Origin of the sequence: Sphingomonas segetis (assembly GCF_009720245.1) — a bacterium.
Classification (GTDB): Bacteria; Pseudomonadota; Alphaproteobacteria; order Sphingomonadales; family Sphingomonadaceae; genus Sphingomicrobium; species Sphingomicrobium segetis.
In genome coordinates this window covers 1-20,347 of the sequence record NZ_WJSQ01000035.1, presented here as the reverse complement: position 1 = coordinate 20,347, position 20,347 = coordinate 1, and the positions used below count along the sequence as shown (strand labels likewise).

Genomic DNA, 20,347 nt, shown 5'->3' with positions numbered 1-20,347 from the left:
CGGTGCGCAGCCGGAGCCGACGCCTTATGCGTCCGACCCGGCCGCCCTCCCCTGGCCGGCGAAGGAGCGCTTCCCGCTTTGGCCCGGCAAGCCGCCCGGAGCGCCCCGGAAGCCGATCGCCCCCGACTGGACCATGAACGGCCCGCCGGACAACCGCGAGATCTGGGTCCGCGGAGTCGCCATGCCCGAAGTGCATGTGTTCCGGCCCGCGCGCCCCGACGGCTCCTCGCTGCTCTCGATCCCCGGCGGCGGATACGGCTTCCTGTCGGTCCAGAACGAAGGCATCGACGTCGCCGAGCGCTTCAACGCCGAGGGTACGACGGTCTTCGTCCTCACCTACCGCCTTCCCGGAGAAGGCTGGACCGATCGCGCGATCGCTCCGCTCCAGGACGCGCAGCGCGCGATGCGCCTGATTCGCTCGCGTGCCGCCGATTTCCGGATCAATCCCGGTCGTCTCGGGATCCTCGGCTTCTCCGCCGGCGGTCATCTCGCCTCGGACCTCGCGGTCTCCCACGGGGAGCGCACCTATGCGCCCGTCGACGCCGCCGATTCCCTCCCCGCAACGCCCGCCTTCGCCGGCTTGATCTATCCGGTCACGACCCTCGCCGTCGGCCTGACCCACGGCGGTTCGCGCGACAGCCTCCTCGGCCCGAACCCCTCGCCCCAGCAGATCGCGGCGCGCTCGCCCCTCCAGCACGTGGGCGCCTCGACGCCGCCCTGCTTCCTCCTGCATGCCTTCGACGACGACACTGTCCCCGTCGGGAACAGCCTGGCGTGGATCAGCGCATGCGAGAAGGCGAAAGTGTCGGTCGAAGCGCATCTGCTCGCGCAAGGCGGCCACGGCTTCGGCCTCCACCTCCCGCCGAGCAACAGCGGCTCGCTTTGGCCCGACCTGTTCGCAATCTGGGTCCGCGAGCACGGCGGATGAAATGAGGGCCTTCACCCGCGCGGTCAGCTCGCGGCTGCCCGAATGCCAGCTGACCCACCTCGACCGTGTCCCCATCGACGCCGCCAGGGCGGCCGGGCAGCACGCCGCCTACGAGCGGGCGCCTGTCGAAGCAGGCTGTCTGATCCTGCCCGCCGGCAATCCACGCAGCGCCGAGCTTCTCCGCAACCGCGGCTTCGACGTCGTCGAAGTCGCCGTCTCCGAGCTTCAGAAAGGCGAATCGGGAGTCACCTGCATGAGCCTGGTCGACGACCGCTCCCAACGCCGCAAATCGTGGAAGCCGGCGTAAGGCTCAGCTTGTCAGTCGGTAGCCGACAGCGGGCTCATTGATGATCAGTCTGGGCTGCGCCGGATGGCACTCCAGTTTCTGTCGGAGCGCGCGCACCGCAACACGGAGATACTCGGTTTGCGTCTCCTGTGCGGGCCCCCACGCAGTGCGCAGCAGGTGCGCGTGGGTGAGCACCTGCCCCCGATGCTTCGCGAGCTCGGCAAGAATCGCATATTCCTTTGGCGTCAGGTGGACCTCCTGCCCGTTTCGCAACACTCTGCGGCGGAACAGGTCGATGCTGACATCGCCGGCTTCGATCGGCTGCCGATCCGATTCCGGCTCGACCTCCACCAGGTTCGAGACGTAGCGCTCGAGCTTGCAAGCTTCCGATTCAACCGTGGAAACGAAGCACTTGTCGCTCGACCCGGATCGGCGCTGCGCACGCGCAGCTTCAGTGAGGACCGAGAGGTGAGGCCGAACATCGGTGGCGATGGACGCTAGCAAGGTCGCACGGGTGCGATCCCGGTCTCGAACGCTTTCGAACTTTCGCGCCTCCCCCTCGAGTAGAGCGCGCTCCAGCGCCAGCGCGACCTGGTCGAGCAGCCCCGAAAGCAGAAGCAGCTGATTTCGCTCGACCGGCGGCGCTCCATCGTCTCGGGCAAGCCCTAATGCGGCGAGCACGTGGTCGCCGGATCGAACCGGGTAGAAAACCCACTCCGCTGGCTGCGCGCGCGAGGTTCCCCGTCCGGCGGCCGCCGCGGTGTTAATGGTCAGCGCAGCTGCAGCCACGTCGCTCGGGGTCAGTCGATTGCCTTCGGGATCGGCGGCGAGGACCCGCGGCGCCGGACTGCCGCTCACCAGGACCAGATTGCAATCGAAGACCGGCCGAAGCTCCTCGCATGCCGAGCGTGCGATTTCCTCCTCGCCGCTGCACGACAGCAGGCGTCCGGCAAAGCCCGCGATCGTGGCGTGGCGTGCCGCATGGGCCGCGGCAATCCGGGCTTGCGCTCGAATTCCGGCAGCGAGGCAGCTCGTCACGAGCGCCACGATGAACAGCACGATCACGGTCACGATGTCGGTGACCTGGTCGATGCGCAAGGTGTGGATCGGCTGCGTGAAAAAGAAATTGTAGGCCAGCGCCGCGGCGATCGCGGCGGCCACGGCTGGCCCGAGTCCCCAAAGCGCAGCCACCGCCAGGATCGACGGCAGGTACAACATGTCGACCGGCGCTGTGCCCCAGCGCGGGGCAACCCAAAGACCTAAAAGCGTGGATAGGGCGACGAGCGCGAGGGCACCCGCATAAGCCTGGATCCCCTCGGTGATCGAGCGGCGTGAACCATCGCGCACTGCGCTGCTGGGCATGGCATCCACCATGGCCGTTAATTGCGCCGGCCGACGCCGCGCGCCAAGGCCCGGGAGCCGATTCAGTGGCCGGCCCTCTGTGAATGCCGGGTAAATCCACATAGAATCTTTATGGCCGCCAAGCCCAGCTAGCGCGCATGGCTACCGCTGTTATCGATGCTGACCGCTCCGCCGAGGCTGTCGGCGTCAGTCATGGTCCGAAAGAGAAGCTGCCCAAGCTGATGCTTGGCGCGATCGGCGTCGTCTACGGCGACATCGGCACGTCCCCGCTCTACACCATGAAGGAAAGCTTCCTCGGCCCACATCCGATGGCCGTGGACCCGCTCCACATCTTCGGCGTGCTCAGCCTCATCTTCTGGTCACTGATGTTCATCGTGACCATCAAATATGTGTTCGTCGCAATGCGCGCCGATAACAGGGGCGAAGGCGGCTCGTTCGCGCTGCTGTCGCTGATCTGCCACAACTTGGCGGGGAAGAAGTGGACCGCCACGCTCGTGGTGCTCGGCGTGCTCGCGACCTGCCTCTTCTACGGCGACGCGATGATCACGCCCGCGATCTCGGTCCTGTCCGCTGTCGAGGGACTGACCATCGTGGAAGCGGGGCTGCAGCCGCTGGTCATTCCGATTTCGATCGTCATCCTCATCGCCCTTTTCCTCGTGCAATCGCGCGGGACCGCCAAGGTCGGGGTCCTGTTCGGTCCCGTGGTGCTTGTTTACCTCGCGTCGCTCGCCGCACTGGGCGTCACGAACATTATGGCGCACCCGGCAATCATTGGCGCGCTCAGCCCGCACTGGGCGGTGGAATTCTTCGTTTCTAATCCGAAGCTGGCATTTCTGGCGATGGGCTCGGTATTCCTCGCAGTGACCGGCGCCGAGACGCTTTACGCCGACATGGCCCATTTCGGCCGGAAGGCGATCGGCTTTTCGTGGCTGGGCCTGGTGTATCCCTGCCTCATGCTGAACTATCTCGGCCAGGGCGCACTGCTGCTCGGCAATGCGCACGCGGCGACCAACCCCTTTTATCTCATGGCGCCGGAGTCGGTCCGGCTGCCGCTCGTATTGATCGCGACGGCGGCCACGATCATCGCCAGCCAGGCGGTGATTTCGGGAGCATTTTCGGTCACTCACCAGGCGATCCAGCTCGGCTTCCTGCCGAGGCTCAGGACGGAACATACCAGTGAGAAGGCCCTCGGCCAGATCTACATTCCGCTCGTCAACTGGGGCCTGATGATCATGGTCATGCTGCTCGTGGTCGGGTTCCGTGAGTCCGGACGCCTTGCGTCCGCTTACGGCATCGCGGTCACCGGCACGATGCTGATCACCACGGTGATGCTCGCCTTTCTCGTCTTCCAGGTTTGGCGCTGGAACAGGCTGCTGGCGACCGCGACGATCGGGCTCTTTTTCCTCGTCGACGGCACCTATTTCGCCTCCAACATTACGAAGATTCCCGACGGGGGCTGGTTCCCGCTAGTCGTCGCGGGGGTCAGCTTCACCGTGCTCACAACCTGGGCCAGGGGCCGCCAGCTGATGCGTGCGCGGCTGGCGGAATCCGCTCTGCCGCTCGCCGTTTTCATCAAATCGGCTGCGGCATCGGTCCATCGGGTGCGCGGAACGTCTGTTTTTCTCTCGACCTCGGCCGACGTCGTGCCCGCGGCGCTCCTCCACAATCTCAAGCACAACCAGGTGCTCCACCAGCGCGTCCTCATCCTCAATGTGAAGGTGGAGACAGTCCCGCACGTCCCGGAAGAGAATCGCATCGATGTGCGCGATGCCGGGCACGGATTCTACCAGGCGATCCTCCACTACGGCTTCATGGAAGAGGTGGATATCCCGCGCGGCCTTTCTCGCATCAAGACCTGCGGCGAGCCCTTCAACATGATGAGCACCAGCTTCTTCCTCGGACGTCAGAAGCTGATCCCTTCGAAGAAGGTCCCGGGGATGTCGCTGTGGCGCGAGAGGCTGTTCGCCTGGATGCTCAAGAGCTCCGAAAGCGCGATGGAGTTCTTCAAGCTGCCGACCAACCGCGTGGTCGAGCTCGGAAGCCAGCTCCAGATCTGACCCCGCCCTAGCGGTTCACCGTCTCCATGCCGCGCGCATGGTAGCGCTCTCCGGCCGCCGCACCGGGCGGAAGGATCGCGTCGAGCCGCTCGAGGTCGTCGTCGCTCAGCTCCAGGTCGAGCGCGCCGATGTTCTGGTCGAGATATTTGACGTACTTGGTGCCGGGGATGGGCACGATATCCTCGCCCTGCGCGAGGACCCAGGCAAGCGCGAGCTGGGCCGTCGTGCAGCCCTTCTCCTTCGCTATCGCCTCGACCTCGCCGACGAGATCGAGATTCTTCTGGAAATTCTCGCCCTGGAAACGCGGGTGGTACTTGCGGAAGTCGCCCTCGGGGAAATCGTCCGGCGATTTAAACTGCCCGGTCAGGAACCCGCGGCCGAGCGGCGAATAAGCGACATAGCCGATCCCGAGCTCGCGAACCGTCGGAAGCACGTCGGCCTCGGCGTCGCGGCTCCACAGCGACAGCTCCGTCTGCACCGCGGTGATCGGAGACGTCGCATAGGCCGCACGGATCGTCCTGGGAGCGGCCTCGGAGAGGCCGAGGAAGCGGATCTTTCCTTCGTCCTTCAGCCGCGCCATCGCCCCGACCGTGTCCTCGATTGGAACGGTCGTGTCGACGCGGTGCTGGTAATAAAGGTCGATGGTCTCGACGTTCAGCCGCTTGAGGCTCGCCTCGCAGGCCGAGCGCACATATTCGGGGTCGCCGCGAACGCCGAGGAACTCGCCCTTGGGTCCGCGCACATTGCCGAACTTGGTCGCGAGGAACACCTCGTTGCGGCGGCCAGCGATGGCGCGCCCGACCAGCTCCTCGTTCGCACCCCAGCCGTACATGTCCGCCGTGTCGAGGAAGGTGACTTCGCGGTCGAGCGCATGATGGATGGTCGCGATCGACTCTTGCTGGCTCCCGCCGACGTAGAATTCGCTCATGCCCATGCAGCCGAGCCCGATCGCCGACACTTCCGGCCCGTCGCGGCCAAGCCGACGCTTCTCTATTCCGAACATGCGCTTCTCCCTTTCTCTTGCCGGCCGAGCCGGCGGCGGGCTTCAACGAGATCAAATGGGATCGCCACCCGCTTGTGACGACCGGTCCGACCGGCAATGATCGACACTTCCGAACGGCTGACCCCGAGCGCTTTGGCGAGTAGCCTGACGACAGCCTCGTTCGCTGTTCCCTCCGCGGGCGGCTCGGCAACCCGGATTTCGAGCTCCTCGCGTCCGTCCGCGGCGGCGCGCCATCCGCCAATCCCCGGTCTTGCCGAGCGCGGGGTGACGCGGATGACGAGGACGTTTGTCAATCCATCGCCATCGCAGAGCCGCCAGTGCCCACCTTGTTGCCGCGCTTCATGAAGAAGAGCAGCGGCAGGATCGCGAAGCTGACGATCATCATCAGCTTGAAGTCGTCGAGATAGGCGATGAACAAGGCCTGCTTGGTGATCATTGCGTTGATGTACGCAAGCGCCGCCGGCCCGGCGACCGGGACCACCGTCTGCAGGATCTCCGGATTGGCGGTCGGGACGGTGTTCTGCGTGATCTGCGCCGCGAGGTCGGCGTGGGCGACCTGAGTCATCCGCACCAGCTGCGTCGAGACGATCGAGATGCCGATCGACCCGCCGATGTTGCGCGACAGGTTGAGAAGCGCTGCCCCGGTCGTCCTGTAGCGTGCCGACAGCGTCTCGAACGCGAGCGTCTGAAGCGGCACGAAGATCAGGCCGAGGCCGAGTCCCTGGACGACGCCGCTGACGATCACCGGCCGCGACGGCTGGTCGATCGCGAAGCCCGTCATCATGTAGAGCGACACGCCCATCAGGACGACGCCGACCCCGACCAGCAGCCGCGCGTCCATCTTGCCCGTCAGGCGCCCGGCGATCAGCATCGAGAACAAGGTCCCGAGCCCGCGCGGCGCGGTCAGGAAGCCCGACTGAAGCACCGAATAGCCGTACATGTTCTGCAAAAGCGGCGGCAACAGCGCGAGCCCGGCGAGCAGAAGCACGCCGGTCACCACCATGAATATCATGCTCGTCAGGAAATTGCGGTCGGTGAACATGATGCGGTCGAACAAGGGGTGCTTGGCGGTCACCATGTGCACCGTGAACATCCATGCGGCACCAATCGCGAAGCCCGCCTCGATGATCGTCTCCCAGCTCGAGAACCAGTCGTTCTGTTCGCCGCGGTCGAGGCAGAATTGCAGCGCGCCGAGCGCGATCGCGAGCAAGGCGAAACCGAACATGTCGAACTTGCGCTCGTGAGTCTCGGTCTTGGGCATGAAGCGCATCATGATCAGGATGCACAGGATGCCCACCGGCAAGTTGACCAGGAACACCCAGCGCCAATTGTAATTGTCGGTCAGCCAGCCGCCGAGCACCGGTCCGAGGATCGGCCCGATCATCACCCCGCCGCCGAACAGGGCCATTGCCTGCCCGTGTTTTTCGCGCGGGTTGATGTCGAACAGGGTCGCCTGCGCGAGCGGGACGATGAAGGCGCCGCCGACGCCCTGGAACGCGCGGAACAGCACCATTTCGGCAAGCGAAGTCGCGGTTGCGCACAGCACCGAGGCAATGGTGAACAGCACAACCGAGATCAGCAGCAGGCGTTTCCTGCCCACCTTGTCGGCGAGCCAGCCGCTGATCGGAAGCGCGATGGCCGAGGCGACGATATAGCTCGTCAGTACCCAGTTGATCGTGTCCTGGGTCGCGCTGAGGCTCGCCTGCATGTGCGGCAGCGCGACGTTGGCGATGGTGGTGTCGAGCACCTGCAACAACACCGCCGCCATCACGCCGACGGTGACAATCAGCCGCTCGCCCGTAGGCAGCGGGTGGGTCGCGACATTGGCCGGAGTGTCGGCCATCGGTCCGCCGCTACTTCTTGCTGCTCTTGTCGAAATAGACGGTCGCGTTGACCGACAGGCCCGCGATCATCGGCTTCGAGGGCGTCCCGTCGAACGCGATTCGGACCGGTACGCGCTGGGTCACCTTGACCCAATTGCCGTTCGCGTTCTGCGCCGGAAGCAGCGAAAATTCGCTTCCCGTGCCGGCGCCGATGCTCTCGACGTGCGCGTCGAACTCCTGGCCCGGATAAGCGTCGACCTCGATCTTCGCGCGCTGGCCCGGAACCATTCGGCCGACATCTTTCTCCTTGAAGTTCGCCTCGACCCACGCGGTCGAGCTGTGGACGAGCGACAGCATGCCGAGGCCCGTCACCGCCATCTGGCCGACCTGGAGGTTGTCGGCATTCTCGACGACTCCGTCCATCGGCGCGCGGACGGTGGTGCGCTCGAGGTCGAGCCTGGCCTTGTCGACGGCGGCCTTTGCCTGAGCGATCTGCGGCTGCTCTCCGGGCGCGAGCGCGGCATGCGCGTTGGCTGCGCGCGCCTTGGCATCGGCGACCTCCTGCTCGGCGGTCTTCACCTCGTTGAGCGCGTCCTCATAGTCGGCCCGCGTCGTGAAGCCCTGCTTCAGCAGCGCCTGCTGCCGCGCCAGCGCGTTCTTCTTGATCTCGAGGTTCGCCTGCTCCCCGACGATGTCGGCGCCCGTCCCCGCCGCCTGGGTCCTCAGCTGCGTCGTCTGGAGCTGAGCGGCGGCGAGCTGGGCCTGCGCCTGCTCGAGCGCGACCTGGTAAGGTTGCGGGTCGATCCGGAACAGCACCTGGCCGCGCTTCACATGATCGCCGTTCTTGACCAGCACCTGCGCGATGGGCCCGTTCACCTGGGCGCTGACGGACACGATGTCCTGCTTCACATAGGCATCGTCGGTCGACACGCTGTCGCCGCTGATCAGCCAATAATAGCCTCCGCCGATCAGCAGCAGCGCCGGCACGATCAGCATCAGGATCGCGCGCGTCGTGCCCATTCCTTTGGGAAGCTTTATCTTCCGCTTCGGCTTCGGGGTTTCCGCGGCTTCCGCTCCGGTCAGCGGTTCCGTTGCCATCTTGTTCATTGGTTCGATGCCCTGTTCGTTGCTGCACAGCGGCCGGCATTCTCACGCGCCTGGGCCAATACCTTGCGAGTGATTTCGATGTCCTTGGGGTCGATCCCGGCAAACGCCTCGCTGACGAGTTCGGCGCCCACCGCGCGAAGCTTTTCGACGAGCGGCGCCGCTTCCGCCGTGACGTGCAGGCGCCAGGCGCGGCGGTCGTCCGGATCGCGCGTCCGCTCGACCAGCTTCGCCTCTTCGAGCCGGTCGACGATCCGGCACAGGGTGATCGGCTCGAGCTCGAGCAGGTCGGCGAGCTCAACCTGGCGCAGGCCGGGCCGTCGGCTGAGCTTGAACAGCACCTTCCACTGGGCGCGCGTGACGCCGAGCCCGACCGCGAGGCGATCGAACGCCTTGCGCAAGGCATGCGCCGTCTCGCCGATTTCAAAAGGGAGGGTTTCCATGCACGCGAATATAATAAGGGTGCTTATGATGTGCAACGCTTCTTGAGCAGCCCAGTTCCGGGCCGGCGCAGAATTGACCGAAGTTGAGGACGGTGATGATCCCGGGAAAGGCCCTCATTCGGAACGGACGATCGCGTCTCGCTGGCGACCGGCCGGGACTTTCACGAGGTTAAGGGAATTTCCGCATAGCCGGCGGCGCGATTCTTTTGGAAGATGAGTGCGTCCTTGGAGAGGATGCACATGATTCGTTACCTCATCGCTGCTGCACTGATTGCGCTGCCGCTAACAGCAGCCATGAGCGAGGACGACCAGGGTCCGCCGCGATGGGCCGCTAACATTGCGCGCAAACAACAGGTCATCATGCATGGGCTCCCGCCCGAATACTCGAGCTTGCGCGACCGTCAGCCGGACACCCGCCAAAAGCTCCGGCGTGGGGCTGAGCTATTCGATCGACATTGCGCGAGCTGCCATGGCCGAAGCGGCCAGGGCAGCGGGCCGGAAGCATTTGCGTTGGTTCCGGCACCGGCCGACCTTGAATGGCTTGCGAATACTCCCAGGAGCCGAGCTCAGCCGTACATGTACTGGTCGATCGCCGAGGGTGGCAGCCAGTTCGAATCCGACATGCCTGCCTTCAAGGACAGCCTGTCGAAGGACGATATGTGGTCTGTGATCGCGTACATCAGGGCGGGTTTTCCGCACCGCTCGCCCTAGAGCCCATTCCGGGCCAGCCATCCATACTGACCAAGGGGATCTCCCATGGAACAACCAGCGATTGCAATTCTCGACGCCAACCGTGTCATGAGCATCTCGACCGTTCGCGCGGATGGCTGGCCGCAAACGACGGTGGTCGGATATGCCAACGAAGGCTTCCGCCTCTACTTTCTCATTTACCGGACGAGCCAGAAATTCGAGAATATCGCACGCGACAACCGGGTATCGATTGCGGTCGCGAACGAGCCGTCGAGACTGCGCGACATCAAGGCGGTCTATAGCGGCTGCACGGCGTCCGAGCTGACGGAGCTTCGCGAAAGGAGCCGGGCCTGGATGCTGCTTGCCAGGCGGCACCCGAACCTGACCGACCTGGCGCCGCCGGATCAGGCGGAGGTCGCGACCATGGTAGCGGAGTGCAGATACGTTTCCGTTCTCGATTACAGCCTCGGTCTCGGCCACGCCGAATCGATCACGGTCGACCCGCACGGGCATTGACCGTGCATCGCAAATCCACCAAATCGGCGACCGCTCCGGCCTGCGCTGTTGGAATGCGGGTATGATGTAATGGTAGCCTGTCAGCTTCCCAAGCTGAACGCACGGGTTCGATTCCCGTTACCCGCTCCAGCCTGACCAGTCAGCGCGAGAGTGCTTGAGCGCGCCAGGCGCTGCAAGGCGGCGCCCACATTCCTCCGCCCAACGGATCTTGCCCTGCCGCTCTCAAGCGTTCCGCAAGTTCCCGGTCGCCCGCGCAGCTCATCCGAACGGATCACGACATGCGCGTCAGATCGCACTCAACGGGCTGCAGCAGCCTCCGATGACTTGTTCCCCGCGTGCGCCAGGATGAACGACACGACGTCGGCATAGAGCTCATCGTTCTGCGACTTGGTCGACCCGATGCCATGGCCGGCCTTTTCATCGACGCGGAACAGGACCGGATTAGACGCGCCCGCCGCGCGCAGGGTCGCCGCCAGCTTCGCCGGTTCCCAGCTCGACACGCGCGGGTCGTTGAGGCCCGTGGTGATGATGATCGGCGGGTATTTCACGCCCGCTTTCACATGCTGGATGGTGTCCATCGCCAACAGGTTCTTGAAGCCTTGCTCGTTGCTGATAGTGCCGAACTCCGGGATGTTCACGGGCCCACTGACGCTGAACTCGGAGCGGGTCATGTTAGCTGCCGGGACGAGGTCGAAAACGCCGGCGAAAAGGTCCGGCCGCTCCTCCATGGCGCGGCCCATGGTAATGCCGCCGGCGGACCCGCCGATGATGAACAGCTTGTCCTTGGTCGTGTAGCCGCTCGCAATCAGCCGCTCGCTGCATGCGATCAGGTCTCGCCAGGTGTTCGGCTTGTTCGCGTCCTTGCCGCCAAGGCGCCACGCTTCGCCGAGCTCGCCGCCGCCCCGTACGTGGCAGATGGCGTAATCGATGCCGTTCGGGAGCGTTGCCATCGTCCGCGTTCCAAACGCCGGGAAGTTCGAGATGCCGTAGGAGCCATAGGCCATCAGCATCACCGGGCGCGGATGTTTCGCATCCTTGGCGGTAACGAAGCTCAACGGCACCTCGACTCCGTCCTTCGCTTTCGCTTTGAGGTCGAGCGCCTCATAAAGGCCGGGATCGAAGCCCTTGGGAGCGCTGCCCAGCCCCAGGTCCGAGAAGCCCTTGCCCGGATCGTAGGCGAGGTTGCGCTGCGGCACCGTCCAGCTGTCCAGCACCAGCTTGACCCCCGGCAAGCGCGGGTCTGCCGAAAGCTCGTTGATCGAGCCTTTGAATGGCAGCGCGATCGCCTGCTCTGGGCCGCCCTCCAGCGGGACCTTCACCAGCTCCGAGTAAACGCCGTGGCGAACGCGCACGTAGAGCCCGTCCGACGCCGCGGCGATCGATTCGATGAGGCGATCGGCGCGAGGAGCAATCATTTCCTTCGCGGCGCTCAACGGCTCGCCTGCATTCAGCGCCAGCACCTTGAAGGTCGGCGCATCTTTGTGGCTGAGCAGGAAGATGCGGCTTCCGGCCTGCACCACGTTGGTGACGTCGTCGTCGCGCTTCACGAGCGGCTGCCACGGCGCGCCGGCGGTGAGCGCATCCGCGACAGGCGCGGTCCACAGCGCAATCTCGTTCTGCACGCCGTTGGCGTTGATTGCGAGCGCGAGCGGTGCGTTCGGCGCCGTTGCAATGAGCGGGAACTCCTCCGGCTTGTATGGCACGACGGGCGACAGTCCGACGCCGAGCAACGCTGTCGGGGCAGCCTTCAGGTCCCACACATAAGCCTTGCTATTCAGATATTTGTCGGTCTCGGGGCGTCCCGGCTTCACGCCCTGCATGAGGGTCGTGAAGATGTGGCTGTCGTCCGCAGTCCAGCTGACCGCGCCAAACTGGGCATTGGGCACGGGGCCCGCGATCTTCGCGCCGGTGGCGACATCATAGACCCACATCGACGCGTCCTCGGATCCGCCTTCGGAGATCCCCACCGCGACCTTCGTTCCGTCGTTTGATGGAGTGAAGTAATTGATCGCGAAAGGTTCCCCGCGGTTCGCCGCGCGGATTGCCGAGACATCGACGAGCTTGCGGATCGTTCCGTCGGCGTCGCGAACCATCAGGTCGAAATTGTCGGAACCGGCGCTGCGCTGTTCGTAGAAGGTGCGACCGCCGCCCGCGGTCGTCACCGATCCGACGACGTCCCACGATCCGGTCATCGCGCTGAGTTTCGCCAGGATCGCGTCATGCTGCGGAAGCGCGTCGAGGACCGACCGCGCATAGCGGCCTTCGGCCTTCATCCAGTCGGTGACTGCGGCGTCTTGCTGCTCGAAATAGCGGAACTGGTCGGTGATGCTTTGGCCGAAGATGGTCTCGGTCACTGGCTTCGCCGGTGGCACCGCAGGCTGTGCGGGCGGAGCCGCGGCAACAGCCGGAGCGAACGCTACCGAACCACACAAAAGCGCAACAAATCTCTTCATGAGAAGCCCCCTTTCATGAACCGCGCAGGTGTTTCATCTTTCCGGAAAATCGGCAAATTAAATTGTTGACAGGCTAAATGCCGCCGTCCACCGGCTCGTAGCCTGCCGCTCTCAGCCGTTGGGCAAGCTCCTGCCCCGTCGCCCGCGCCAAATCTCCGTCTTCGGAGCGGATGACGAAATTGGCGCCGTGGCCGCCATCGCGGAAGAAGGGATAGCTGCCGATCGCGACGCCCGGGTGCGCGGCTTCGGTCTCGCGCAGCAGGTCGGCGACGTCGCTTTCCGCGGCCCGCGCGCCGATGGTCACCGACACCACCGGCCGACCGCCCTCGAGCTTGCCCGCCAGCGACTCGATCATGCTCGCGGCGATCGCCGGCACGCCGGCGAGGATGTAGATGTTCCCGACCCTGATCCCCGGCGCGCCCGAATATCGGTTGTCGAGCAGCTCGGCACCCTCGGGCGTCCGCGCCATGCGCAACCGCGCGTCGGTCAGGCCGCCGGGGCGGCCGCGATAATAAGCCTCGAGGATCGCTCGCGCCTCCGGGTGGACGATGACCGGCACGCCTAATGCGGCCGCGATCGCATCGACCGTGATGTCATCGTGCGTCGGCCCGATGCCGCCCGTCGTGAACAGGTAATCGTGTCTCGTGCGGAGCGCGTTCACTGCCTCGCCGATGCGGTCCATATCGTCGGGCACCACCCTCACTTCGACGAGCCTGACACCCTGGTCGTTGAGCCAGGTCGCCAGCTGGGCGACATTCCTATCCTGGGTCCGGCCCGAGAGGATCTCGTCGCCGATCACCACCAGCGCCGCGGTCCAGGTGCGATCAGGTACCATGGCCGATGCCCTAAACCGCTCCTTCCCGAGCGCAACAGGCTTGCAGCTGCGCTACCTGCGTAATACAGCGCTACATATGTAGCCACGTTTGCCTTGAAAGAGATCGTGCCGATGCTGTTTCCCTTGTTCGCGCTCGCGGCAGCCCAGACTTTGACCGTTGCAACGCCGGCATTCGACCCGCGGAGCCACAAGCGCGAGCTCGCCGGCGCACCCGCGCAGGTGCTCGTGCTCGGCAGCCCGCATCTGTCGCAGCTCCCGAAGAAGCTCGACCCCAAGCTGCTCGCCCCGCTGCTCGATCGGTTCGCCGCGTTCAGGCCGGACGTGATCGCGATCGAGAATATCTCGGGCGAGCAGTGCGAGACTTTGAAGCGCTTCAAATCGCAACATGGCGATGCGTGGGACGGCTATTGCTGGGACACCGACGAGGTTGAGAAGGCGACCGGCCTGAACGTCGACCAGGCGCTGGGCGAGATCGACCGTACGCTCGCCTCGTGGCCTGATGAGCCGACGCCCGCGCAGCGGCGGCGCCTGGCGATGCTGTTCCTGGCCGCGAACGATCGTCCGTCGGCGCAGGTCCAATGGCTCCAGCTCGCGCCCGCGGAGCGCCTTGCCGCCGACGGCCTGACCGCCGCGATGGTCGAGATCCTCGAGCGCAAGGGCAAGCCGCTCAACGAGAGCATCGACGTCGCCGCCGCGCTCGCGGCGCGCCTCGGGCTCGAGCGGCTGACCCTGATGGACGACCACACCGCCGACTGGGCGTTCGACGAGAAGAGCCCCGAGGGGCTGGCCTATGCCAAGGCGCTGCGGAGCGTGTGGGACGCAAAACCCACGCCGGCGGTACGCACGAGATATGAGCAGCTCCAGGCGCACCTCGACACGCCCGCGGAGGTGATCGGCTTCTACCGCTTCCTCAACGATCCCGAGACGCAGCGCGCGACGATCGCTTCAGACATGGGCAGGGCAGCGCGCGTGGCGTCCGCCCAGCCCTACGGTCGCGAGTACGTCTCCTGGTGGGAAACGCGGAACCTCAGGATGACCGCCAACATTCACGCCGCCTTCCAGCACAAGCCCGGCGCGCATGTCCTCGTTATCGTCGGCGCGACCCACAAGGGCTATCTCGACGCCTATCTCGACATGATGCAGGACGTCCGCCTCGTCGACGCGATCCAATACCTGAAATGATCGCGGATCGCGGGGTGCAATTTCGGCCTGCACCGACTAATTTGGGCGCATGACTGAATATATCAGCGTCGCCATCGACGACGACCGCGCCGAATCGCGCAACGGAGTCATCAAGCTGCACGGAGCGGAGGCGTTCGCAGGGATGCGCCGCGCCGGTCAGCTCGCTGCGAGCATCCTCGACGCGCTCGCGCCGCACGTGGTGCCCGGCGTCACGACGCAGGAACTCGACGAGATCGTCTATCGGCTGACGCTCGAAGGCGGCGGCGTGCCGGCGACGCTTGGCTACCGCGGCTATACCAAGAGCTGCTGCATCTCGATCAACCACGTCGTGTGCCACGGCATCCCGAGCGAGCGCGCGCTCAAGGGCGGAGACATCGTCAACATCGACGTCACGCCGATCGTCGACGGCTGGCACGGCGACACCAGCCGCATGTACCTTGTCGGCGACGTGCCGCTGAAGGCGCGCAAACTGGTCGACGTGACCTACGAATGCCTGATGCTCGGAATCGCGCAGGCGAAGCCGGGCAACCGTCTGGGCGACATCGCCAATGCGATCCAGCAGCATGCCGAAGCGCGCCGCTACAGCGTGGTGCGCGATTTCTGCGGCCATGGCGTCGGGCGCCTGTTCCACGACAGCCCCGAGGTGGTCCACGCCGGCCGCCCCGGAACCGGCCCCGAGCTCAAGCCGGGCATGATCTTCACGGTCGAGCCGATGATCAACACCGGCCGTCCCGACGTGAAGGTGCTCGACGACGGTTGGACCGCCGTTACCCGCGACCGCTCGTTGTCGGCGCAGTTCGAGCATTCGATCGGGATCACCGACAGCGGTTGCGAGGTTTTCACGAAGAGCCCGGCCGGGCTGGACAAGCCGCCCAACGCCTGACTCCGCGACGGAAGGCCGCGCGGCAGCCGAGACACGCCGCGCGGCCGGGCCGCCTAGAAGGCCACGATCAGCACGCTCAGCATAAGCAGCTTGAAGACGACGATTCCGGAAACGATCGCGACCGTCGCGGCGTCGAAATCGTATTTGCCGGCGCGCCCGGAAAGGTCGACCTCGGCATAGGCCTTCGCTGATCGCCCGGCGGGTTCCGGCGCGGCTGACGCTCCGCGGAACGCAAACCGGCTGGCTTGAACCTGGGTAACCGGCTGCTCGCGCAAGTCGGTCTGGGTAATCACGTAATCCTCCTCTTGAAAATTGGCTGATCTTCCTGGCTTCTCGCCGCACCGTCTCACATCGCGCCAGCCCTCTCCCGATGCGTTTTGCCGTTTCTGGCACTGACGACAGCGGTGACGTGCAACTCGCGCAGGCAGCCTTCCTCGTCCGGCCACAGCAGCACCTGGCCGGCGCGAAGGCCGACAACGCCCGCTCCCAGCCGCGACGCGATGCTCAAGGCAAAGCTCGCCCCGCAGACCGACGGATGGAGCAGCTGGCGGAAGCTTCGGGATCCTGCTCCGAACCGGAATTCGACATAGCTGTTCATCCCAACATGCTCTGAGCTGCCCACCGGATCGCTCAGCTTGCGCGCCATCTTCAGTTTCTTGAGCAAAAGCAGCGAGGCGAGGTCGTCATCGATGGTCGACGCGATCATGCTCAAGTAGAAGGCGTCGCAGTCGCGGACCGCGAACTCCACGCCCACATTCATCTTCGCCCATGCCGAAGAATATATTTCGGCCGGCGTTCGCTGCGGATTTCCCAGCCGCTCGAACATTGCCACGCCCCTCACCGGCCGAGCCTCGCCGCCGCCATCCGGCGGTTGAGCAGCGCCAGCTCCTCCACCCGCGACCGGAGCACGCGGGCCCGGCGGAAAATCTTTCCCTCGAGCGATTTGAAGTGCGGGTTCGACGTGAAGAACCTGAACCCGCCGGGGGCCCGGACGGCCACCCCGACGACGCCTTTGTCGGCTTCGATGACGAAACGATCTGACAATCCATCCTCCCGTGGTCCTGCAGCCGCGAGCGGCCCACACCGGCCTGCGGTCGAAATTCGTCGACTGGAAAATCGCTGCCTGGCCGGCAGCGGTAGCGGCGCCTCCCCCGCGCTCCTCATCGGAGCGTGGGCGGCGCCTAGGCGCGTGCGGTGCTGCTGCCGGCGTGCAGTTCAGGCTGCTGGATGTCGGTGCGCTTGAACATGGTATGTTCGATATGGATCCAGGTTGTTTGAAATCAAGCTCAAGTCATCGCGTCCAAATTCTCGTCAAGCCGACCCCATCGTCTGCCAAAGCAGCCAACAGAAAGCGAAAAACGCAAGGACGAGCGCTGCGATGGTGATGACGTCCCCAGCCGAATAGCGAAGCTGCCGCTTGTGCGCCTTCAGGAAGATCTCGACTTGCCGGCGAAGCGACTCGTCGGTGGCAAGAAGCTGCATCTCCACATAACGGGCGTGCTTAAGGAACTTGAGAATTTCGGCGTTCTGGGCCGGCGAAGTTTCTGGATAGCGCGCGATCAGCGATCTCACGCGGTCGGCGGACGCGAGCCGCGTTTCTGCGGCGGCGACGTTCTTCAACACCTGGTTTTCGAGATGTGCGGGCCAGACCGACATCATTCACCTCTTCGGCTGCGTCGCGGCCAATGCCAGGGCAATGCCCTGCACGGCGGCGCGACCCTTGATCGGGAAAGCGCCCTCTCGGGGGCGCGGCTTCATCGCGAGCCCTGGTCTCGTGCGCCGGGCGCACGCCAGGGCTTAATGCCGTGCGGTGCTGCTGCCGGGGTGCAACTCGCGTTGCGCGATGTCGAAGCGTTCGGTCATAGGCCAAACTATAGATGAAGATTCAGTAATGTCAAAGCACCGAAGCCATCTTCGTTTTTCTTTACCTCTAGATGGCGAATTTCCTAAGAAGTCTACGAAGCGCAGACGAAAATCGCTTTTGCGAGTTTTCAAGACAATTCGCTGAACTCCTGCGCACCACATGGCGCAACCATGCGCGGGCACGATGCGGCGGCGTGAATCATAAATCGAACAGCCGTTCGTCGACCGGTCGAAAAGACCCCTGCGTCACTTGACGGCGCCGGTTATCCCTTTGATCAAGCGCCGGGAACTCGGGGGAACGAATGCTCGAAATCACTGATCTGTCGCACACTTACGCCAACGGCACGGTGGCCTTGCAGGACGTCAGCCTGTCGATCCCGCGCGGGATGTACGGGCTGCTTGGCCCCAATGGCGCCGGCAAGTCGACGCTGATGCGCACGGTGGCGACGCTGCAGCAGCCGACCGCCGGCTCGATCCGGTTCGGCGAGATGGACGTGCTCGCCGAACCGGAGCGGCTGCGGCGCACACTCGGTTATCTTCCGCAGGACTTCGGCGTTTATCCGCGCGTCTCGGCCTACGCGATGCTCGACCAGCTGGCCGTGCTCAAGGGCATCACCGGCAGCGCGCAGCGCAAGGCAGTCGTCGAGACCCTGCTCCAGCAGACCAACTTGTGGAATGTGCGCAACAAGTCGATCGCGGGCTTCTCCGGCGGCATGCGCCAGCGCTTCGGGATCGCCCAGGCGCTGATCGGCAACCCCGAGCTGATCATCGTCGACGAACCCACCGCCGGCCTCGATCCCGAGGAGCGCAACCGCTTCCTCAACCTGCTTGCCGAGATCGGCGACAATGTCGTCGTGATCCTCTCCACCCACATCGTCGACGACGTCGCCGACCTCTGCCCGCGCATGGCCGTCCTCGCCAACGGCCGGCTCCAGCTCGAAGGCAAGCCCGACGACCTCATCGCCGCCACCCGCGGCAGGATCTGGAAGAAGGTCATCGGCCGCGACGACCTCGAGGATTACCAGTCCCGTTACGACGTCATCTCGACCCGCCTGTTCGCCGGCAATTCGGTCATCCACGTGCTCGCCGACGAGCAGCCGCAGGGCTTCGAGCCGGTCGAGGGCGGGCTCGAGGACGTCTATTTCTCGACCCTCTCCACGCTGCGCCGCGCGGCCTGAGGAGAGATTCGACATGATCTTCGGAATCGCGCGGTTCGAGGTCCGCTACCAGCTGCGCAACCCGGTTTTCTGGGTCGCCTCCGCGATTTTCTTCCTGTTGGGCTTCGGCCTCACCGCAAGCGCGAACGTCAGCATCGGCACGCCTGGCGGCGTTCACCAGAATGCGGCCAATGCGATCGCCGTAGCAACCGCGGTCTTCTCGCTCTTCTACGTGTTCGTCGTCACCGCCTTCGTCGCCAACGCCATCATCCGCGACGACTCCAGCGGCTTTTCGCCGATCGTCCGCGCGACCTCGGTCACGCCGCATCAGATCATCTCCGGCCGCTTCATCGGCGGGCTGCTCATCGCGTGGCTCGGCTATCTCGCGCTGCCGCTCGGATTGCTCGTTGGCTCGCTCATGCCGTGGGTCGATCCGGAGACCATCGGACCGCAGGTCTTCTCCTACTACGCCTGGCCGTTCCTGATCTTCGCCCTCCCGAACATCTTCCTCCTGTGCGCGGTCCTGTTCACGCTCGCGACGCTGCTGCGCTCGATGATGGCAGCCTACATCGGCGCAATCGTGCTGGTGATGGGCTATCTCGTCATCACCAGCATCCTCGGACAGAAGATCGAATATCGCGATGCGGTGGCGAGGTGGGAGCCGCTGGGCACCGGCGCGGTCGAGCAAGCGACCCGCTACTGGACCCAAAGCGAGCTCAACAGCCGCCTGATCGACCTTTCCGGCGCCGTCCTGTTCAACCGCGTTTGGGCGCTCGTCCTCGCAATCCTGTTCCTCGGACTGACCTTCTGGCGCTTCTCGATGATCGAGCGAGCGCCGTCGCGGCGCCGGCTTCGCAAGCTTGCGAAGGCGCAGGACCGCGAAGCGAAGCTCGCGGCGGTCGCGCCCGAGCTGGGCGGCGGAGAGGTCACGGCACGCGATCTTCGGCCGTCGCGCGCGGCGCAGTTCATGACGCGGGTGCGGGTCGAGGTTCGACAGGTGCTGACCAGCCCTGGCCTGATCGTCCTGCTGCTGCTGTCGGTGACGTTCACCGGAGTCATGTTGTGGCTGTCGCCATCGCAATATGGCACGTCCGACCACCCGACGGTTTCCGCCACGATTCAGGGGGTCGAGGGCGGGTCGAGCTTGTTCCTGCTGATGATTGCCGCCTTTTTCGGCGGCGAGCTCGTGTGGCGCGAGCGCGACCGCAAGTTGAACGAGCTGATCGATTCGACCGCGGTTCCAAGCTGGGTCATGACGGTCCCGAAGATCCTCGCGATCTTCCTCGTGCTGCTGTTCGTCAATGTCGCGGCAGCGCTGACCGGCATCGTCTACGAGCTCACCGAAGGCGCCCGCAGCCTCGGCCTTGGCCAATTTGCCACCACGTTCATCATTCCGGTGGCGATCGACGCGCTGCAGTTCGCGGTGCTTGCCGTGATTGTGCAGGTGCTCAGCCCGAACAAATATATCGGCTGGGGCATCCTGTTCGTGTGGTTCGTCGCAGGGATCTTCCTCAACAACATGGGCTACGGCGACCCGCTCTATAATTACGGGCGCACGCCGCAGGTTCCGCTCAGCGATTTCGTCGGATCGGGCACCTTCTGGGTGGGCGCGGCGGTGTTCCGCCTCTATTGGACCTGTTTCGCGGTGATCCTTACGGTGCTCGCGCACTTGCTGTGGCCGCGCGGCACCGATCTCGCGCTCCGCTCGCGCGTTCGCCGCCTGCCGGGCCTTGCCAGTGCGCCGGTGCTTGCGACCGCGGGC

The 20,347-nt window shown here is 65.0% G+C and carries 20 protein-coding genes, 1 tRNA gene and 1 pseudogene; 10 read left to right on the top strand and 12 right to left on the bottom strand.

Annotated features, from left to right (window positions below; genetic code table 11):
• Together GH737_RS05400 and GH737_RS05395 are read left to right on the top strand one after the other, a co-directional pair.
• On the top strand, positions 1-928 hold a 928-nt coding region (locus tag GH737_RS05400), incomplete at its 5' end, for an alpha/beta hydrolase (RefSeq protein ID WP_155263830.1).
• A 1-nt stretch (position 929) separates the two neighbouring features.
• Positions 930-1,235: an arginine deiminase family protein gene (locus tag GH737_RS05395; protein ID WP_155263829.1), complete on the top strand. Its 306-nt coding sequence runs from the start codon at positions 930-932 to the stop codon at positions 1,233-1,235.
• A 3-nt stretch (positions 1,236-1,238) separates the two neighbouring features.
• Here the strand turns inward: GH737_RS05395 and GH737_RS05390 are convergent, their stop codons facing one another.
• On the bottom strand, positions 1,239-2,576 hold the full coding sequence (locus GH737_RS05390; protein ID WP_196233000.1) for a DUF4118 domain-containing protein: 1,338 nt from the start codon (positions 2,574-2,576) through the stop codon (positions 1,239-1,241).
• A gap of 137 nt (positions 2,577-2,713) precedes the next feature.
• Between GH737_RS05390 and GH737_RS05385 the strand changes: the two genes are divergently transcribed.
• Complete coding sequence (locus GH737_RS05385; RefSeq protein ID WP_155263827.1) at positions 2,714-4,633, top strand: potassium transporter Kup; 1,920 nt, start codon at positions 2,714-2,716, stop codon at positions 4,631-4,633.
• A 7-nt stretch (positions 4,634-4,640) separates the two neighbouring features.
• Here the strand turns inward: GH737_RS05385 and GH737_RS05380 are convergent, their stop codons facing one another.
• From GH737_RS05380 to GH737_RS05360, 5 genes are read right to left on the bottom strand one after another with little or no spacing between them, the layout of a single operon-like run.
• Positions 4,641-5,627 (bottom strand): aldo/keto reductase, encoded by a 987-nt coding sequence (locus GH737_RS05380; protein ID WP_155263833.1) that lies wholly within the window; start codon positions 5,625-5,627, stop codon positions 4,641-4,643.
• Positions 5,624-5,929 (bottom strand): DUF167 domain-containing protein, encoded by a 306-nt coding sequence (locus GH737_RS05375; RefSeq protein WP_155263826.1) that lies wholly within the window; start codon positions 5,927-5,929, stop codon positions 5,624-5,626. The genes GH737_RS05380 and GH737_RS05375 overlap by 4 nt, the downstream gene beginning before the upstream one ends.
• Entirely contained in the window at positions 5,926-7,479 is a 1,554-nt protein-coding gene (locus GH737_RS05370; protein ID WP_155263825.1) for a DHA2 family efflux MFS transporter permease subunit, read from the bottom strand. Before GH737_RS05370 ends, GH737_RS05375 begins: the two co-directional genes overlap by 4 nt.
• 10 nt (positions 7,480-7,489) lie before the next feature.
• A complete protein-coding gene (locus tag GH737_RS05365; RefSeq protein ID WP_230558641.1) occupies positions 7,490-8,566 on the bottom strand; it encodes an HlyD family secretion protein in 1,077 nt (358 codons plus the stop codon).
• Positions 8,563-9,006 carry a MarR family winged helix-turn-helix transcriptional regulator gene (locus tag GH737_RS05360; RefSeq protein ID WP_155263824.1) on the bottom strand — a complete coding sequence of 148 codons (444 nt, stop codon included), beginning with the start codon at positions 9,004-9,006 and terminating at the stop codon, positions 8,563-8,565. The genes GH737_RS05365 and GH737_RS05360 overlap by 4 nt, the downstream gene beginning before the upstream one ends.
• Before the next feature lie 240 nt (positions 9,007-9,246).
• Here GH737_RS05360 and GH737_RS05355 point away from each other — a divergent pair, with 240 nt between their 5' ends.
• The 3 genes from GH737_RS05355 (at position 9,247) to GH737_RS05345 (ending at position 10,341) form a co-directional block, all read left to right on the top strand.
• Positions 9,247-9,717 carry a c-type cytochrome gene (locus tag GH737_RS05355; RefSeq protein WP_196232999.1) on the top strand — a complete coding sequence of 157 codons (471 nt, stop codon included), beginning with the start codon at positions 9,247-9,249 and terminating at the stop codon, positions 9,715-9,717.
• A 45-nt stretch (positions 9,718-9,762) separates the two neighbouring features.
• Positions 9,763-10,212 (top strand): pyridoxamine 5'-phosphate oxidase family protein, encoded by a 450-nt coding sequence (locus tag GH737_RS05350; RefSeq protein ID WP_155263822.1) that lies wholly within the window; start codon positions 9,763-9,765, stop codon positions 10,210-10,212.
• Positions 10,213-10,267: 55 nt separating this feature from the next.
• Positions 10,268-10,341, top strand: a tRNA-Gly gene (locus tag GH737_RS05345).
• A 167-nt stretch (positions 10,342-10,508) separates the two neighbouring features.
• Here GH737_RS05345 and GH737_RS05340 read toward each other — a convergent pair.
• Together GH737_RS05340 and GH737_RS05335 are read right to left on the bottom strand one after the other, a co-directional pair.
• Positions 10,509-12,665 (bottom strand): prolyl oligopeptidase family serine peptidase, encoded by a 2,157-nt coding sequence (locus GH737_RS05340; protein WP_155263821.1) that lies wholly within the window; start codon positions 12,663-12,665, stop codon positions 10,509-10,511.
• Between the two features lie 73 nt (positions 12,666-12,738).
• Positions 12,739-13,500, bottom strand: a complete 762-nt coding sequence (locus tag GH737_RS05335) for a competence/damage-inducible protein A (protein ID WP_155263820.1) — start codon at positions 13,498-13,500, stop codon at positions 12,739-12,741.
• 93 nt (positions 13,501-13,593) lie between these two features.
• Between GH737_RS05335 and GH737_RS05330 the strand changes: the two genes are divergently transcribed.
• Positions 13,594-14,682, top strand: coding sequence for a DUF5694 domain-containing protein (locus GH737_RS05330; protein WP_230558640.1), 1,089 nt, complete (start codon positions 13,594-13,596; stop codon positions 14,680-14,682).
• A 49-nt stretch (positions 14,683-14,731) separates the two neighbouring features.
• Positions 14,732-15,565: a type I methionyl aminopeptidase gene (gene map, locus GH737_RS05325; RefSeq protein ID WP_155263819.1), complete on the top strand. Its 834-nt coding sequence runs from the start codon at positions 14,732-14,734 to the stop codon at positions 15,563-15,565.
• Between the two features lie 53 nt (positions 15,566-15,618).
• On the opposite strand, the gene GH737_RS05320 is transcribed toward map, so the two are convergent.
• The 4 genes from GH737_RS05320 to GH737_RS05305 form a co-directional block, all read right to left on the bottom strand.
• The gene (locus tag GH737_RS05320; RefSeq protein ID WP_155263818.1) at positions 15,619-15,858 is read right to left on the bottom strand and encodes a hypothetical protein; all 240 of its coding nucleotides are present in this window, start codon (positions 15,856-15,858) and stop codon (positions 15,619-15,621) included.
• A 53-nt stretch (positions 15,859-15,911) separates the two neighbouring features.
• On the bottom strand, positions 15,912-16,325 hold the full coding sequence (locus GH737_RS05315) for a GreA/GreB family elongation factor (protein WP_155263817.1): 414 nt from the start codon (positions 16,323-16,325) through the stop codon (positions 15,912-15,914).
• Positions 16,326-16,402: 77 nt separating this feature from the next.
• Positions 16,403-16,609: a hypothetical protein gene (locus GH737_RS05310; protein ID WP_196232997.1), complete on the bottom strand. Its 207-nt coding sequence runs from the start codon at positions 16,607-16,609 to the stop codon at positions 16,403-16,405.
• A gap of 267 nt (positions 16,610-16,876) precedes the next feature.
• A complete protein-coding gene (locus GH737_RS05305; protein ID WP_155263815.1) occupies positions 16,877-17,221 on the bottom strand; it encodes a hypothetical protein in 345 nt (114 codons plus the stop codon).
• A 509-nt stretch (positions 17,222-17,730) separates the two neighbouring features.
• Between GH737_RS05305 and GH737_RS05300 the strand changes: the two genes are divergently transcribed.
• Together GH737_RS05300 and GH737_RS05295 are read left to right on the top strand one after the other, a co-directional pair.
• Positions 17,731-18,606, top strand: coding sequence for an ABC transporter ATP-binding protein (locus GH737_RS05300; RefSeq protein ID WP_155263814.1), 876 nt, complete (start codon positions 17,731-17,733; stop codon positions 18,604-18,606).
• Positions 18,607-18,619: 13 nt separating this feature from the next.
• Positions 18,620-20,347 (top strand): annotated as a pseudogene (locus GH737_RS05295) (ABC transporter permease); the annotation flags it as partial.